The sequence below is a fragment of the Clostridium sp. genome (assembly GCF_036646415.1).
Taxonomy (GTDB): domain Bacteria; phylum Bacillota; class Clostridia; order Clostridiales; family Clostridiaceae; genus Clostridium_J.
In genome coordinates this window covers 1-14,473 of sequence record NZ_JAVXMF010000004.1, presented here as the reverse complement: position 1 = coordinate 14,473, position 14,473 = coordinate 1, and the positions used below count along the sequence as shown (strand labels likewise).

15 protein-coding genes are annotated in these 14,473 nt (G+C 30.5%); 13 read left to right on the top strand and 2 right to left on the bottom strand.

What is annotated here, in order from left to right; genetic code table 11:
• The first annotated feature begins 197 nt into the window (after positions 1 to 197).
• The 7 genes from RSD37_RS03860 (at position 198) to RSD37_RS03830 (ending at position 6,400) form a co-directional block, all read left to right on the top strand.
• Positions 198 to 656, top strand: coding sequence for an NUDIX hydrolase (locus RSD37_RS03860; protein ID WP_346945385.1), 459 nt, complete (start codon positions 198 to 200; stop codon positions 654 to 656).
• Positions 657 to 884: 228 nt separating this feature from the next.
• Positions 885 to 1,319, top strand: a complete 435-nt coding sequence (locus RSD37_RS03855) for a nucleotidyltransferase domain-containing protein (RefSeq protein WP_346945384.1) — start codon at positions 885 to 887, stop codon at positions 1,317 to 1,319.
• Positions 1,306 to 1,761: a hypothetical protein gene (locus RSD37_RS03850; protein ID WP_346945383.1), complete on the top strand. Its 456-nt coding sequence runs from the start codon at positions 1,306 to 1,308 to the stop codon at positions 1,759 to 1,761. The genes RSD37_RS03855 and RSD37_RS03850 overlap by 14 nt, the downstream gene beginning before the upstream one ends.
• Positions 1,762 to 1,955: 194 nt before the next feature.
• Complete coding sequence (locus tag RSD37_RS03845) at positions 1,956 to 4,187, top strand: DNA topoisomerase (protein ID WP_346945382.1); 2,232 nt, start codon at positions 1,956 to 1,958, stop codon at positions 4,185 to 4,187.
• Positions 4,188 to 4,354: 167 nt separating this feature from the next.
• Positions 4,355 to 4,750 (top strand): hypothetical protein, encoded by a 396-nt coding sequence (locus RSD37_RS03840; RefSeq protein ID WP_346945381.1) that lies wholly within the window; start codon positions 4,355 to 4,357, stop codon positions 4,748 to 4,750.
• A complete protein-coding gene (locus tag RSD37_RS03835) occupies positions 4,743 to 5,606 on the top strand; it encodes a hypothetical protein (RefSeq protein ID WP_346945380.1) in 864 nt (287 codons plus the stop codon). Before RSD37_RS03840 ends, RSD37_RS03835 begins: the two co-directional genes overlap by 8 nt.
• 152 nt (positions 5,607 to 5,758) lie before the next feature.
• Positions 5,759 to 6,400 carry an undecaprenyl diphosphate synthase family protein gene (locus RSD37_RS03830; protein ID WP_346945379.1) on the top strand — a complete coding sequence of 214 codons (642 nt, stop codon included), beginning with the start codon at positions 5,759 to 5,761 and terminating at the stop codon, positions 6,398 to 6,400.
• Positions 6,401 to 6,686: 286 nt separating this feature from the next.
• Here RSD37_RS03830 and RSD37_RS03825 read toward each other — a convergent pair whose 3' ends face one another.
• Both RSD37_RS03825 and rbr read right to left on the bottom strand, forming a co-directional pair.
• Positions 6,687 to 6,845, bottom strand: a complete 159-nt coding sequence (locus RSD37_RS03825) for a DUF1540 domain-containing protein (RefSeq protein WP_346945378.1) — start codon at positions 6,843 to 6,845, stop codon at positions 6,687 to 6,689.
• 195 nt (positions 6,846 to 7,040) lie between these two features.
• Positions 7,041 to 7,643 carry a rubrerythrin gene (gene rbr / locus RSD37_RS03820; protein ID WP_346945377.1) on the bottom strand — a complete coding sequence of 201 codons (603 nt, stop codon included), beginning with the start codon at positions 7,641 to 7,643 and terminating at the stop codon, positions 7,041 to 7,043.
• 384 nt (positions 7,644 to 8,027) lie between these two features.
• Here rbr and nrdD point away from each other — a divergent pair, with 384 nt between their 5' ends.
• From nrdD to RSD37_RS03790, 6 genes are all read left to right on the top strand, one after another.
• Complete coding sequence (gene nrdD, locus RSD37_RS03815; RefSeq protein ID WP_346945376.1) at positions 8,028 to 10,280, top strand: anaerobic ribonucleoside-triphosphate reductase; 2,253 nt, start codon at positions 8,028 to 8,030, stop codon at positions 10,278 to 10,280.
• Between the two features lie 101 nt (positions 10,281 to 10,381).
• Positions 10,382 to 10,876, top strand: a complete 495-nt coding sequence (gene nrdG / locus RSD37_RS03810) for an anaerobic ribonucleoside-triphosphate reductase activating protein (RefSeq protein WP_346945375.1) — start codon at positions 10,382 to 10,384, stop codon at positions 10,874 to 10,876.
• A gap of 94 nt (positions 10,877 to 10,970) precedes the next feature.
• Positions 10,971 to 11,426 (top strand): dUTP diphosphatase, encoded by a 456-nt coding sequence (locus RSD37_RS03805; RefSeq protein WP_346945374.1) that lies wholly within the window; start codon positions 10,971 to 10,973, stop codon positions 11,424 to 11,426.
• Positions 11,427 to 11,580: 154 nt separating this feature from the next.
• Positions 11,581 to 12,105 (top strand): hypothetical protein, encoded by a 525-nt coding sequence (locus tag RSD37_RS03800; RefSeq protein ID WP_346945373.1) that lies wholly within the window; start codon positions 11,581 to 11,583, stop codon positions 12,103 to 12,105.
• Between the two features lie 99 nt (positions 12,106 to 12,204).
• On the top strand, positions 12,205 to 13,389 hold the full coding sequence (locus RSD37_RS03795; protein WP_346945372.1) for an AI-2E family transporter: 1,185 nt from the start codon (positions 12,205 to 12,207) through the stop codon (positions 13,387 to 13,389).
• Positions 13,390 to 13,775: 386 nt separating this feature from the next.
• Complete coding sequence (locus tag RSD37_RS03790; RefSeq protein WP_346945371.1) at positions 13,776 to 14,384, top strand: hypothetical protein; 609 nt, start codon at positions 13,776 to 13,778, stop codon at positions 14,382 to 14,384.
• Positions 14,385 to 14,473 lie beyond the last annotated feature (89 nt).

The following is a 14,473-nucleotide window of genomic DNA, read 5'->3' as shown; positions in this document are numbered from 1 at the left end:
TACAGAGTTTAAAAGTATAATAAAAATATAAGACAATTTGAAATTTTAAAATATTGTTCAAAGGTTAAATTTAAGATTAAAGGCCGTATGTTTAGTAATAATTTTTATATTAAAATTATTACTAAGAAATATTAACTTTGAATAGGAATAATCGTTGGATATTATGAACAAAATTATTGGAAATGGGGAGTTACAACATGTCAAATTTAAGCAAATTAGCTAAACACGTACCCGCAGCTGGAGTTATTATAGTAGATGAAAAGAATAGGGTGCTACTGCAACTGAGAACTGATAATAATAAATGGAGCATTCCAGGAGGTTGCATGGAGATAGGTGAAACTACAGAGGAAACTGCAAAAAGAGAAGTGTTTGAAGAAACCAATTTAGTTGTTGAGGGGCTTAGTCTATTTAATGTTTATTCTGGAGAAGAACAACATTGGATTTATCCTGATAGAAATGAAGTATATTTTATTAGTATTGTCTATATAACAAATAGATTTAACGGAACTATGAAAGTCGATGGAGTTGAAAGTAAGGAATTGAAGTTCTTTGAAGTAGATAACTTACCTCAAGAAATTACACCATCCAATAAGCCTATTTTAAGTGATGTAAAAAATAGATTGATACATACTTTTCAGACTAAAGATAAAAAATAAATTTTTAGAATAAAGATGGGGAAGTAGTAGGTTAGTACGTTTTCTTCCACATTGCAACATAGATTTATTTTACCATTCAATTTGTGTAATAGCTATTTAATTGGGTTGTAGTTTAATAAATATATGATATGGGATATAATAGGAAGATATATAAATGTTTTTAGTTGGATAAAAAGATGTGCATAATGTGTATTTAGAATATGAAGTATTTTGAAAGGAGTAGATAATATGCCTACTGAAAATAAATTAACTTTAGATAATTTATTTAAAAGTTATGGATTAAATCAATTAAATGAAAATGTTATATCAGTCACTTTGTTTGGAAGCTATAATACAGAGTTTTGGATAGAAGGTAAAAGTGATATAGATATACTACTACTACTAAAATACTCAGACTTCAATGTAGAATATGAAGTGGAGGAATACTATAGACCATTGTTAGTTAGATATTTTAAACATGAAGATATTCATTTTACATTTGTGTCATTGAAAGATTTTGATTCTGTTTTTGCGGATATATATATTGATTATGAAGATAAGGTTATCTTTGATATGGACTTGCATTACGATTTTCTAATGTATATAAGTAAGTATAATAGAGTTAATGAAAGGTTGATAAACTTAGTAAGAAGGGACTGGGAAGAAAAGTATGGTGTATTATAAATATAAAAAAGAGAGATTAAGTGATAAATTTAATAGTGCTCACGACTTTTTAGTTAAGATAAGACAATCAGTAGAGTTGTACTGTGAAAGTCCCAATGAAATAATTTCAAGAGGAATGATAGGATATTTTTCGGATTTTACAGAATATATAATAGATATTTGTGAAACTTATTTGGTTATGAATGATAGACATAATACTAGATTAAGTGGAGTTGAACTTATTAAATCTGCTAGTAATTATGGATTGATGGATAATTATCTATGTGACTTTATAGTTAAATGCGTTATTCTTAGAAATAGGTTTACTCATGATTATTATAAGAGAGCACAGGCAGAAAATGAGATATTAAAATTCTGTCATTCGGAAGTATTATATTTAGATATATTTTTAGAAAGTTCTAATGAAGTAGTAAAGTTGAGTTATAAAACAAGAGAGCATTAGAAATTTGGCTATGATCTTAATAACAATTGATTTAATTAATTGTTATAACATATCAGATAATATTATGGTATATTATTAATCTAACATATAAATCAATGTTACTAAGCAGTTGAATGAGGATAATATTATGCCTTAATAAACACATAGATTAAGCATAACTATAAATTAAAGAAAACAGGTAAGGTGTGAGTACAGTGGCTAAGGTTATTATTGCGGAGAAACCTTCCGTGGCAAAGAATATTGCAGAGGCTTTAAATATAAAAACTAGAAAAGATGGATATTTTGAAGGGGAAGACTATTTAGTTACATGGGCTTTTGGTCACTTATTACAGCTATATGATGCTAGGGACTATGATGAATCCATGAAGGGGTGGGAATTTTCAAAGTTTCCATTTATACCTGAAGAGTTTAGATATAAGGTGAAATCTGATTCTCTTAATAGAAATATAACAGATAAGGGTGCAGAGAAGCAGATTAATATTATTAAGTCTCTTATTAATAGAGAGAATGTGGATGGAGTTATATCAGCGACAGACTTTGATCGAGAAGGTCAGGTTATTGCAGATGAGCTCTTCATATATTTTAATGAGAAAAAGCCCGTTTATAGATTGCTACTAAATGAGTGGACCCCTGATGAGGTTAAGAAGGGTATGGCTAGCCTAAAGCCTAATGAAGAGATGAAATCCCTTCAGGATGCAGGTATTGGAAGGCAGTGGGCTGATTGGGTTATTGGAATAAACTTGACCTCAGTAGCCACTCTAAGATATAAGTTTGAAGATGTTAAGATTTTAAATGTTGGAAGAGTGTTACTTCCTACACTAAAGATTATTTATGATAGAGATAAGGAAATAAAAGACTTCGTTGCAACTACTTATCATAAGCTTGGTGCTACCTTTAAAACTAAGAACAATGAAGAGTATGAAGGATTATACTATGAAAATAAATCTGACGGTGGTGAGGAAAAATTCGATGAGAAATTCGAAGATAAAAATTATTTAGCAAATATATCCAAATTATTAGAGGGTAAGTCAGCGGAGATAGTTGAAAAGCAGACAGAAAAAAAGAGGGAGTATCCTCCTTATTTATTTAATCTATCTAATCTTCAAGGTCATGTAACTAGTAAATTTAAGGGGTGGACTTCGGACAAAGTGCTAAAGGTGGCTCAATCCCTTTATGAGAAAAAGTTTATTACTTATCCAAGAACTGCAAGTATTGTTCTTGAGGAAAGCTTAGAAGAGAAGACAAGAAAGGTTTTAGAGAGTTTAAAGAAGGGGTTACCATATGAACAACATATAAAGTTTGCAAAGACTAAGAGAATATTTGATAACTCAAAGGTTGAGAGTCATAGTGCAATAGTTCCAACTTACATAAAACCAACTGGTCTTAGTTCAGATGAGGATATTGTTTATAATGCAGTTAAGAATAGATTTATAATGCAGTTTATGCCTATTGCAGAGTTTGAGGAAACTAAGATTACTGCTAAGGTATATGATGAAAATATCAAAGGCGTATTTATTTCTAAGGGTAAAGTTCAAATAGTTGAAGGCTGGCGTATGGTAGAAAAAATTGAAACCAAGGATACTATTTTGCCTTTAGTTATGGAAAAGGAAATGGTGGATGTAGTAGATAGCAAGGTAAATACTGTTACTAAGAAACCACCGAAGAACCATACAGAAAAGACTCTACTGAGAGTTATGGAAACCTGTGGTAAAAGTATGGGTAAGGAAGATAATAGTGATGAGGGAGAAGATGGTTCTTCAGGAGAAAGCTCCGAGGAGACTTCAGAGGAACTAATGAAATCTATCCTAAGTGGTTTTAGTATAGGAACTCCAGCTACTAGAGCAGAAACTATTAAAAAGTTAAAAGATATTGGATATATCACAACTAAAGGTAAAAATCTTATATGTACAGAGTTAGGAATCACCATGGTGGAAATGTTTCCGGTGAGAGAACTTTTTGACCTTGAATATACAGGAAAGCTAGAGAAGACTCTATCAGATATTGAAAGAGGGACAGTTATGAAGGATACCTTTATAAATCATATCTGTGATTTTACTAATAGATCTGTAGAGGCTATTAAAAAGGATGAATCCATGCTTTCTAAGATAAAGGTGGAGCTTCCACCAGGAGCTATAAGTGTAGGAAACTGTCCTATATGTGGCAATCATATTATCGAGGGTGAGAAAGGGTTTGGCTGTTCTAACTGGAAGAATGGATGTAAGTTTACTATTTGGAAGAATGATAAGTATATCGAATCCTATGGTAAGAAGATAACCAAAGAAATGGTAGAACTACTTCTTAAGAATGGTAAGGTTGGTTTTAGAGGACTTAAGAGCAAGAAAGGAAATACCTTTGCTGCTTATTTCCGTTATGAGAGGAATGAAGAAACTGGATACTTTAACTGGAAGATGGAGTTTATACAGTAACCATATATTTAAGGTTTTATAGTATTTTAACTATAAATAAAGTATATATTGGATATAAACCATATAAAAGTTGACATAAGTGACTTATAGAGATACCCTTAATGTATAACCCTTTAATATTAAGGGTAATATATTAAGGGTTATATTTTTATCCTAGGAGTGATGACGTGGAAGTTACTACACAAGATATTTTAGAGAAGATAGATAAGGAATTTACAATAAAGTATAAGCCCTTTTCTAAGTTTAAGAATTCAGGCCAGTTATGGGATATGTGTATTAATCTTGTTAAGAATCCAGATTTACTTAACAAATTAATCTTTGCTAATGATATTTTAAATATACCACCTGTAGAGGTTTTTGTTAGTATAAATAATACAATATCTGAAATCACTGATTATGATAAGAAAGCATTGGGAGCATTTTGGGGTTTTGTATTTAAATTCGTCTTTGAATATAGAAACCAAAGAAGCAAATGCATAACAACTAAGGCAATTAGAACAGCGACCTATTTTTATGATAGACCAAATCAAATAGTAGTAAAAGGAGATGGATTTTATGCCTAAAATTTTACAAGGTAAGAACGTTGGAAATGATGAGTTTTTTGCTAACATTATCCCAAGTTATATTGAAAGTTTAAATTCACTTTGTGAAGGATTTAAAGATTTTACAAATTTAAAATTTGATTTTGCCAGTGGAAAAAATATTGAACTTAAATTAAATACAGGTGAAATTGTATTTAAATTACAGATGATGAAATATGAGGGTACGGGTAAGGCAATATTTGCACTTTCTCCAAAATTAACAAATGCATCTTACCGTAAAAATGATGAAAATGATTATTATGAGGTTATAACTACAGCTTATTACTTTACATTAGGGAAGCTAAGTTTAGACTCAGAGGAAGATATGACAGTATTATGCAAGCTTACCCATGAACTAATAAAGCTTATTAGCAATAATCAGAGTTATGACTATAAATTACTTCTAACTCTTTGTGGATATTCAAAACATGAATTAGTAAATGATACTGATGAAATTTTGTTTAAGTGCCATGAAATGTCTGAATCAGATCAAAAGGCCCTAAGTTCTAGTAATAACAATGGAGAAGTATTAGGGACGGTGCCTAGTGATGTGAGAAGATATAAGATGATTATGGACGAAGCTGCAATTAATATGAAAAAAGAAAGAGGTCCAAAGACAATAAAAATCATCAATGCTAGTGATAAAAAGTGGTATAAGGACTTTATTGGCGCGGAAATCAGAGTTTTACATTGTTATAGCAGAAATAGAGAGTATACCTATAAAGTAAGTAGTGAAGAATTTGAAAGAATAATTGAAAATCCACTATATAAGAAGTGTGAGTATGAAATACAAGGGCTTGCATTATCTTATAAGGATGTTGAAGTTGTAAATATATAAGTTAAGAATTGGTGCTGTAGTCAGCACTTTTTTTTATTGAAGAATATAAAAAGTATCTATGTTTATTTTATCCATTATAGGGGTATTATAATGAAAGTGGTTATTTAAATAGAAATACAATTTTCATTATTATTCTTATAGGAGGGGTATTTGTGAGAGTTCCAAATCACATAGGGGTAATCCCTGATGGAAATAGAAGATGGGCACAGGAAAAAGGTTTATCAAAGCAAAGTGGATACATATCAGGGATAGATCCAGGGCTTATATTGTTTAAACAGTGCAAGGCTGCGGGTGTTAAAGAGGTGACCTTTTATGGATTTACTACAGATAATGCAAAGAGGCCGGTACCACAAAAGGAAGCATTTATAGATGCATGTATAAAGGCTGTTAAATTGATTGCCATGGAGGATGCCGAAATACTTGTTATTGGGAATACTAACACTGACTTGTTTCCAGAAATACTATTACCATATACTAAAAGAAAGATATGTGGTAAGGGTGGAATAAAGGTTAATTTTCTTATAAATTATAGTTGGAAAAGAGATTTAGATTTCTTGAAGGAAAGTCATGGAGGAACAAGTAATTTAATAAATGAAATAGAATCAAATGAAATCTCAAGAGTTGATTTAATAATAAGATGGGGTGGCAGAAGAAGACTTAGTGGATTTTTGCCAGTTCAATCTGTTTATGCTGATTTTTATGTAATAGATGATTTTTGGCCAGATTTTAAGCCCCAGCATTTTGAAGAGGCGTTACTTTGGTACCAGCAACAAGATGTTACCTTAGGGGGATAACAAGAGTGGAGTTGAATGAAAGTTTGACTCCTTATTTTTATTAGATTGAATCTTTCCATGTATGGTTCATATAAACCCATATGTAATCTAGAGGAAGTAGTAAAAATCATAATAGATTAAGATGTTTACGATTTGTAGATTTTTAAAATATAAATATTACACTATAATAAGATATGAATTAAGCTCTTAATAAGGATGGAGAAAGTGCCCTATATAATAGGAATGAAATCTATTATATAGAGCACTTAAATTATAAAAAGCTATTTTAAATTTTGGTTTAACTTAATTATTTAAGCACAAATGATTCACAATCTGTACATTGAACCATTCTAGGATCAGATTCATGAGTTCCTACTTGGATTTGATTTAGGGTGCAGTAATCATCACCGCAACTATGGTGTTTACAGTTACTAATTGTACATTTGATGCTTTGATTTTTTTCCATTGCAATTCACTCCTTCAAATTTTTTTGAGTTATAATTGGTACAAAGTTAGTATGACCTTTAAGGTGTTAAATATTCTTTGAAAAACTTTCCTTTAAATTTATCAATATTAATTAATTGCAAGAAATCAATTAACGTTAAATAATTTATTATTATCTCATACTCAATATTCATTTAAAATAGAGAATATAAGTTAGTTAAGAAAAATTTGATCCAAATTCAGCACGGCAAAATTCTATAAAGTATCCTTGTGGATGTTCACATACTGGACATGCTTTAGGAACTTCCTTCCCTTCGTAAATGAATCCACAATTAGTGCATAACCATTGAGTAGATGAATCATGTCTAAATAATGTTTCTTGTTCTAACTGCTGAGCAAACCAATTGAATCTGTCTCCATGAGTTTTTTCAATAGATGCTATGTTGGTAAATAGTGTTGAAATTGCATTAAATCCTTCTTCTTTAGCAATTTTTGAAAAGTTGTTATAGACATCATCATATTCCTCGTACTCATTATGATGAGCAACTTTAAGAAGTTTTAGAGTAGAATCATATAAATCAATAGGGTATGCTCCATTACCGATTTCTATGTTGTTACCTGCTTCTTCTTTTAGTTTTTTATAAAATTGATTAGCATGAGCAAGTTCCTGATTTGCAGTGTACAAGAATACATTTTGTATTACGTAAAGGCCTTCTTTTTTAGCTGCACTTGCTGCAAAGGTATATCTGTTTCTGGCTTGACTTTCACCTGCAAAACTTCTCATTAAATTTATTTTGGTTTCACTATCTTTGAAGTTCATTCTTAATACCTCCAGTTTATTAAATATCATTATTAAGTTTCCGAATTTGAGTAGTTTTTATTCAAGAAGATTTTTAGTGAATAAGGCAAAAGATATTGGAATTTAGAATATTATGTTGAAATTTTAAGTAATGTGGGAGTAAACTGCGGTTACCGTCTTTGCATAAAATCATTGCGAAAGATATAATGGTTAAAAGAAAAGAATTTATGTTTACAAATAAAGTTATAGGATATACAAAGGAAAAATTAAAGAAATTTACATATGAATTATTGAATATAAGTGGGTAAATTGAGAATTACAGAGGCTTTAAGAATGTGGAAGAATAATAGCTACATTTACTTAAAGTGATCTAGAGATTAAAAGTCTAAGGAAAGTAGGAAAAATATGAAATTAAGCATTATTAAAAGAGATTCAAGAGTAAAAGATTTTGATATGGAGAGGATACATATAGCTATTAAAAAGGCCTATGAAGAGGTTCATGGAGATGATGTTAAATTTGAAGAAGATTATATGTCTCTAGAATCAATGATAAAGACGAATATAGTAAGTCTTAACAAGGTTCAAATATTTATTGAAGAAATTCAAGACGTTGTTATTAATGCTTTAAATCAAAAGGATATAAAAGTTGCAAGAGCTTATGGAGATTATCGTGAAAAAAGAAGAATTGCAAGGGATACAAATGGAGATACATATAAAAAATTAGATAAGGTACTTCAATGTTCTGATGTTATGAATTCTAATGCTAATGTAGATGAACATAGTTTTGGTGGACGTAAGTTTGAAAGTGCTAACGTAATTTTAAAGAGATATACTTTAGATAAAATGATAAAGCCTGAGATTGCAAAGGCACATATAGAGAATAGATTATATGTCCATGACTTAGATAGCTATGCAACTGGAATGCATAATTGTAGTTTTCCAGATATAAAGAAGTTATTGAACAATGGATTCATTACTAGAAATGGAGATGTTAGGGGAGCTAATGGATTATCCACAGCATTTCAATTAGTAGCTGTAATATTCCAAATTCAAAGTCAGGAGCAATTTGGGGGAACAGGAAGTTGTCATATTGATTATGATTTAGAAGAGCAAGTTGACATATCCTTTAGAAAGCATTTTGCAGATGCATGGTTCTATTTTGAAGATAAAGAAGTTAAGTGGAGAGATTTAGATGCTGAAATATGTGTAGAAAACAAAGATGCACTTAAGGAAAAGTATCCTAAATTGACAGCTTTTGCATTAAGAGAATTAGATCGTGAAGGAATGCAGTCTGCTCAAGGGTTATATCATAACTTAAATACCTTAGAGTCAAGACCGGGATCACAAGTGCCATTTACATCTATTAATTTAGGAAAAAGAACTACGGTGGCTGGTAGAATGATTACTAGATGGTTAATGATGGCGAGTATAGATGGGATAGGTAAGCATCATAAAACAAGTATTTTCCCAATTTCTATATTCCAATATAAAAAGGGAGTAAATGATGTTGAGGGAACTCCAAACTACGACTTAAAGCAATTAGCTATAGAATCTATGTCAAAGCGAATATATCCCAATTGGGTAAATTGCAATTGGAGTAAAAATATAGAGGATGAAAATAATCCAGACACAGCTATGGCTACTATGGGATGTAGAACTTTAGTTGGATTTGATAGACATGGTATGGGTTACTCTAAGATAGGTAGAGGAAATGTAACTCCAGTTACCATAAACTTAGTTAAGATTGGGATAAAGCATGGAATATGTCTTGGAGAGAGAAGTAAGGCAGATATTGAAGGATTCTGGAAAGAACTTGAAGAATTACTAGAGTTGGGTGCAGAAGCATTAGTTGATAGGTTTAAATATATATGTGCTCAAAGCTCTAAATCGGCTCCATTTATGTACAAAAACAAGAGCATGCTAGGTGGAGAATATGATTCGGAAACGTGCATCTATGATGTAATGAAGCATGGAAGTCAAGCTATAGGATATGCTGGAATTGCAGAAATGTGCCAAGCTTTATTTGGAATGGACCATGCGGATAATGATGATGTCCATAAATTTGCACTATCTGTAGTTGAAAGAATATCTAAGTTTGCGGAAGAAGCTTCAGAAAGATATGATTTAAACTTTGGATGTTATGCCGCTCCAATTGAATCTACTTGTGGAACTATAATAACTGGTAATAGAGAAATAAAAGGATTGAGAGATGAATTTGGAATTATACCAAATGTTACTGATAGAGATTGGATAACAAATTCACATCATGTTCCTGTGTGGAAAAATATAGATATATTTACTAAGTTAAATCTAGAAGCACCATTCACAAAGTATCCTACATCAGGTTGTATAACCTATGTTGAACTTGATAGTGCAGTAATTCAAAATCCTAAGGCTATAGAGCAAATTGTTGATTATGCATTTGATTTGGACATACCGTACCTAGCATTTAACTTTCCTATAGATACATGTCTTGAATGTGGATATCAATCAGAATTTAATGATAAATGCCCAGTGTGTGGAAGTAAAGATATAGAGCAGCTTAGAAGAGTAACAGGCTATTTAACTACAGATTATCGTAACTTTAATAAGGCAAAACAAGCTGAAGTTAAAGAAAGATTTAAACACAGCACTATAAGTGACACTTTAAATTTTTAAAAACATTTAATTCTAAGGGAGTTGATCCTAGTAAAATCAGTATAAAGAAAGATTTACTGAAAAAGCTAGGTGAAACTCCCTTTAAAGGATGTGAAACATAATTGACAAGTACAATTAGATTAATAGGATATAATCCATGCTCTTTAAATGAAGGGGTAGGGCTTAGAGAAGTTTGCTACATAGCAGAGTGTACTCATAGATGTTTAGGTTGCCATAATGAGAAGTATTGGAATGAAAAAGGTAACCAGTATAACATTGAAGATGTTGTAGATAAGTTAACAAAAAATTCTCATACGGATATAACTATAAGTGGTGGAGACGGGTTAACGGTTCAATATGACGGTACTTTAGAACTACTTAAAAGGTTAAAAGAAAAATCCAATAAGAATATATGGTTATATACAGGATATACTTGGGAAGAATTATTTGAATTTGGTAAAGCAGAAGCTTTAAAGTATATTGATGTAATTGTGGATGGTAAATTTGAAATAAGTGAAAGAGATGTAACCTTAAAGTTTAGGGGAAGTAAGTCTCAAAGAATTATAGATGTAAAAGAAAGCTTAAAAGAAAATAAGGTTAAGGAATTTAAGGTTTAGGCTATTGAAATAGTATTATCCTAAGATAATATTAAAGTCAAATTAAATAGTAACTAAAATATAATGAAAATTGAAAATGAATGGAGATTAAAATATGAGAACAAGAGGATTTGAAATAGTTATAGATGAGAAAAGAAAACACCCTGGAATGGAAATTCAAATGCCAACAAGAGGAAGTAAACATTCCATAGCATATGATTTATATTCACCAATGGATATAGTAATAAATCCCGGAGATAAGGCGTTAATATGGACAGATATTAAAGCATACTTCCAGCAGGGGGAAGCTCTACTTATAAATGTAAGAAGTTCTATGGGGAGTCATCCAGTATTAATGGGAAATGCTCAAGGTTGGGTTGAGTGTGACTATTATAATAATCCTAAGAATGATGGAAATCTTGGAGTGAACCTTTTAAATCTAGGTAAAGATCCTTATGAAATAAAAAAAGGAGATAGAATTGCACAGGTTATGTTTATTCCATTCTTAGTAAGTGATAATTGCAACTCTGATGAAGAAAGAGTTGGAGGTTTTGGAAGTACTGGAAAGTAAGAAATGGTAATAATAGTTATGATATGAAAATCCCAACTAAAGTTGAATTTACAATGAAAATATAATAATAAGTATGTATAGCTTACAATTGGGGTAACCTAGTTGTAAGCTTTATTTATTTTAAGATTATATATTGGTTAGGGGGTAAGAAAAAGTGAAAAAAACTATGATAAAAGTGGTTACTTGGAGCGTAATTCTTTCTTCAGTAGCTATGATATGTTTCTTTAATTATATGGAACAACAAGAGAAGGAACCCTACATACAGGCTATGGCAGATAATAATCAAATAGTTATTAATAAAATGATTGAACATATAAGTTTAGCGGAAGAAGCTATAAATGAATTTGGAGCTTCCTCTGGTCAGTGTGCTGTGGAACTTTGGGCAAAGGGGATAATGAATAGGAATGGAGTACTCCAGTATGCGGTAATGGACAATAGGCTCAAAGGGGAGTTTAAAGATAAGCTTATGGAGGATGAAAACATTTCCTGGGTAACTGGGGTTTCTAGTCCATGGGTAACAAGCTACGAGGTGAGTGATGTAGTTAATGTTAGCGATAAGCTTAAGCTATATAAGGTGAAATTTAATTTAGCTACTAGCAATGGAGCGGAAGATTCGGCATACAACACTTTAACAGTGGTGAAGAATGAAGATAAATGGGTTATTTCTAGTATAAGATAATTGGAAATGGAAAATATTTATTAATAGTAGTAAAAGAAAAGAAAAAATAGTATAATAATATCGCTTGGTTAATAATTCAAGTAGAAAAGGGAGCGTATTATGAAACTAAAGTTAAATTCGGGAGTAAGAAGAAGAACAGCATCAAATATTATAGTAGTTTCTGTAGGAATTATTCTATATTTCATAATTAAGAATTTGAGTGGGATTTTTAGTGGAATAACAGCAGTTATGAATCTACTTAGACCATTTATATATGGATTTGCTATAGCATATATTTTAGCTATTCCAATAAAAGTACTAGAAGAAAAAGTTCTAAGCTTTATGGATAAAAAGAAACAGTATAAGCTAAAGAGATTTTTAGCAATTACTATTACATATATATTAGCAGCTATAATTATAGGAGTTATATTTGCTATATTAATTCCTGAATTAAGTCGTAGTATATATACATTAATAGAAAATATTCCTAATTATATTAGTACCTCAGAAATGTACATTAATAATGTAGTTGCTGCATTAAACTTAGATGCCAACATGGTTAATGAAGTTGTTCAAGATTTTAATAATATATCAAATTATATAACAAGTATTGCAGGAACTGCTATAATGGATTTATTACAATTCTCTGCAGATATTACACAGTATATCCTTAATATATTTATAGCAACGATTATTTCTATATACCTATTAACTGGAAGGGAAAAATTCTTTGCACAAATAAAGAAACTTTTATATGCAACTCTTCCAGAGAAACAAGTTAAGTATATGATAGAACTTACAAAATCAAGCCATAAAACCTTTATTGGATTTTTAGGTGGAAAACTATTGGATTCATTTATTATAGGTATTATATGCTTTATATGTATGGAACTATTTAAAATGCCATATCCATTACTTGTAAGTTTTATAATAGGAATAACCAATATTGTACCAGTGTTTGGACCATTCATCGGTGCTATACCAAGTGTAATTATTATATTCATTGCAAGTCCAGTTAAGGCATTATGGTTTATACTATTTGTATTTGTACTGCAGCAATTCGACGGTAATATTCTAGGTCCTAGAATATTAGGAAACTCTACAGGGTTAACTGCATTTTGGGTAATGTTTGCTATTCTAATAGGAAATGGGTTCTTTGGTATTGTTGGAATGATACTTGGAGTGCCGGCCTTTGCAGTAATCTATTCTATTATAAAAGGTGTGGTTGAACATGAACTTAATGAAAAAGGTCTTCCAACAGAGACTAAGGACTATGCATCACCTGAGAGAGATATAAAATTTTAGAAATAATATTTAAGGGAAAGTGTAATATAACATTTATTTTAGAACGTAATTTATTTAAAAGTCCACTAATGAAATTATTTCTATAATTATTTCATTAGTGGACTTTTGTTGTGTGTAAATCTTAGGTAAATATATAAATAGAGATTTAGGTTAGGTAAGTTACTCACTTGTCATTTGCTCAAACAAGTAGTGTGGGTGAAGGAGCTAAAGGTTCACTAAGAATAGTGAATTGTTAATCTATATAATTAGAAATGTATTATTAAAAAACACTTGAATATAAATTCTACATTTATATAAAAAATTGAAGAAAATTACAATATCCATGTTGTTTAAAGTAGAATTTTGAGGTATAATTTAACTGAAAATGTAAAGTTGAGGTGTTAATTATGGATTTTGTATCCTTTCAAGATGTTATAACAAAAATTCAAGGAGTAACTCACGCCAAGGTTGTATTTAACGGTGATGAATTAATAGAGGTGCATATTATTGCAAATACAATAAGATCACCAAAGCAGATTGTAAGGGACATAGAATCAGCACTTATTGCTATATTTGATTATAGAATTGATAGAAAGATAATAAGTATAGCACAAATAGAAAATGGAGAAACAAAATCTATAAAAAGAATAAAATATGAAGGCATATCAGTACAAATCAATGATAATAATATTGAGTGTCAAATAAGGCTTAGTTCAGGAGATGAAGAATATATCTCCAATGAGAGTGCTATTAGTACAAGCGTTAATAGACGTAAAGTCATAGCTAAAGCTACTGTGTCAACTGTAGAGAAAATAACAGGACAAGTATCTATGTTTGACGTAGAGGATATCATTATAAATACTACAAGAGAAATCTCTTTTGTAACTGTGATTGTAAATATGATTAACAAAAGTGAGGAAGAGATACTAATAGGTACTTCGGTAGTGAAAAATGATATGAATGAAGCAATTGCAAAAGCTACTCTAGATGCAATAAATAGAAGAGTAGAAAAATAATTAACTTGGTTTAATGGCCGATTATAAATTTTTTAATCTTTCCCTTAGCGGAGTGGAAATTATGACAGATTTTTAGCGGATCGTTGTTA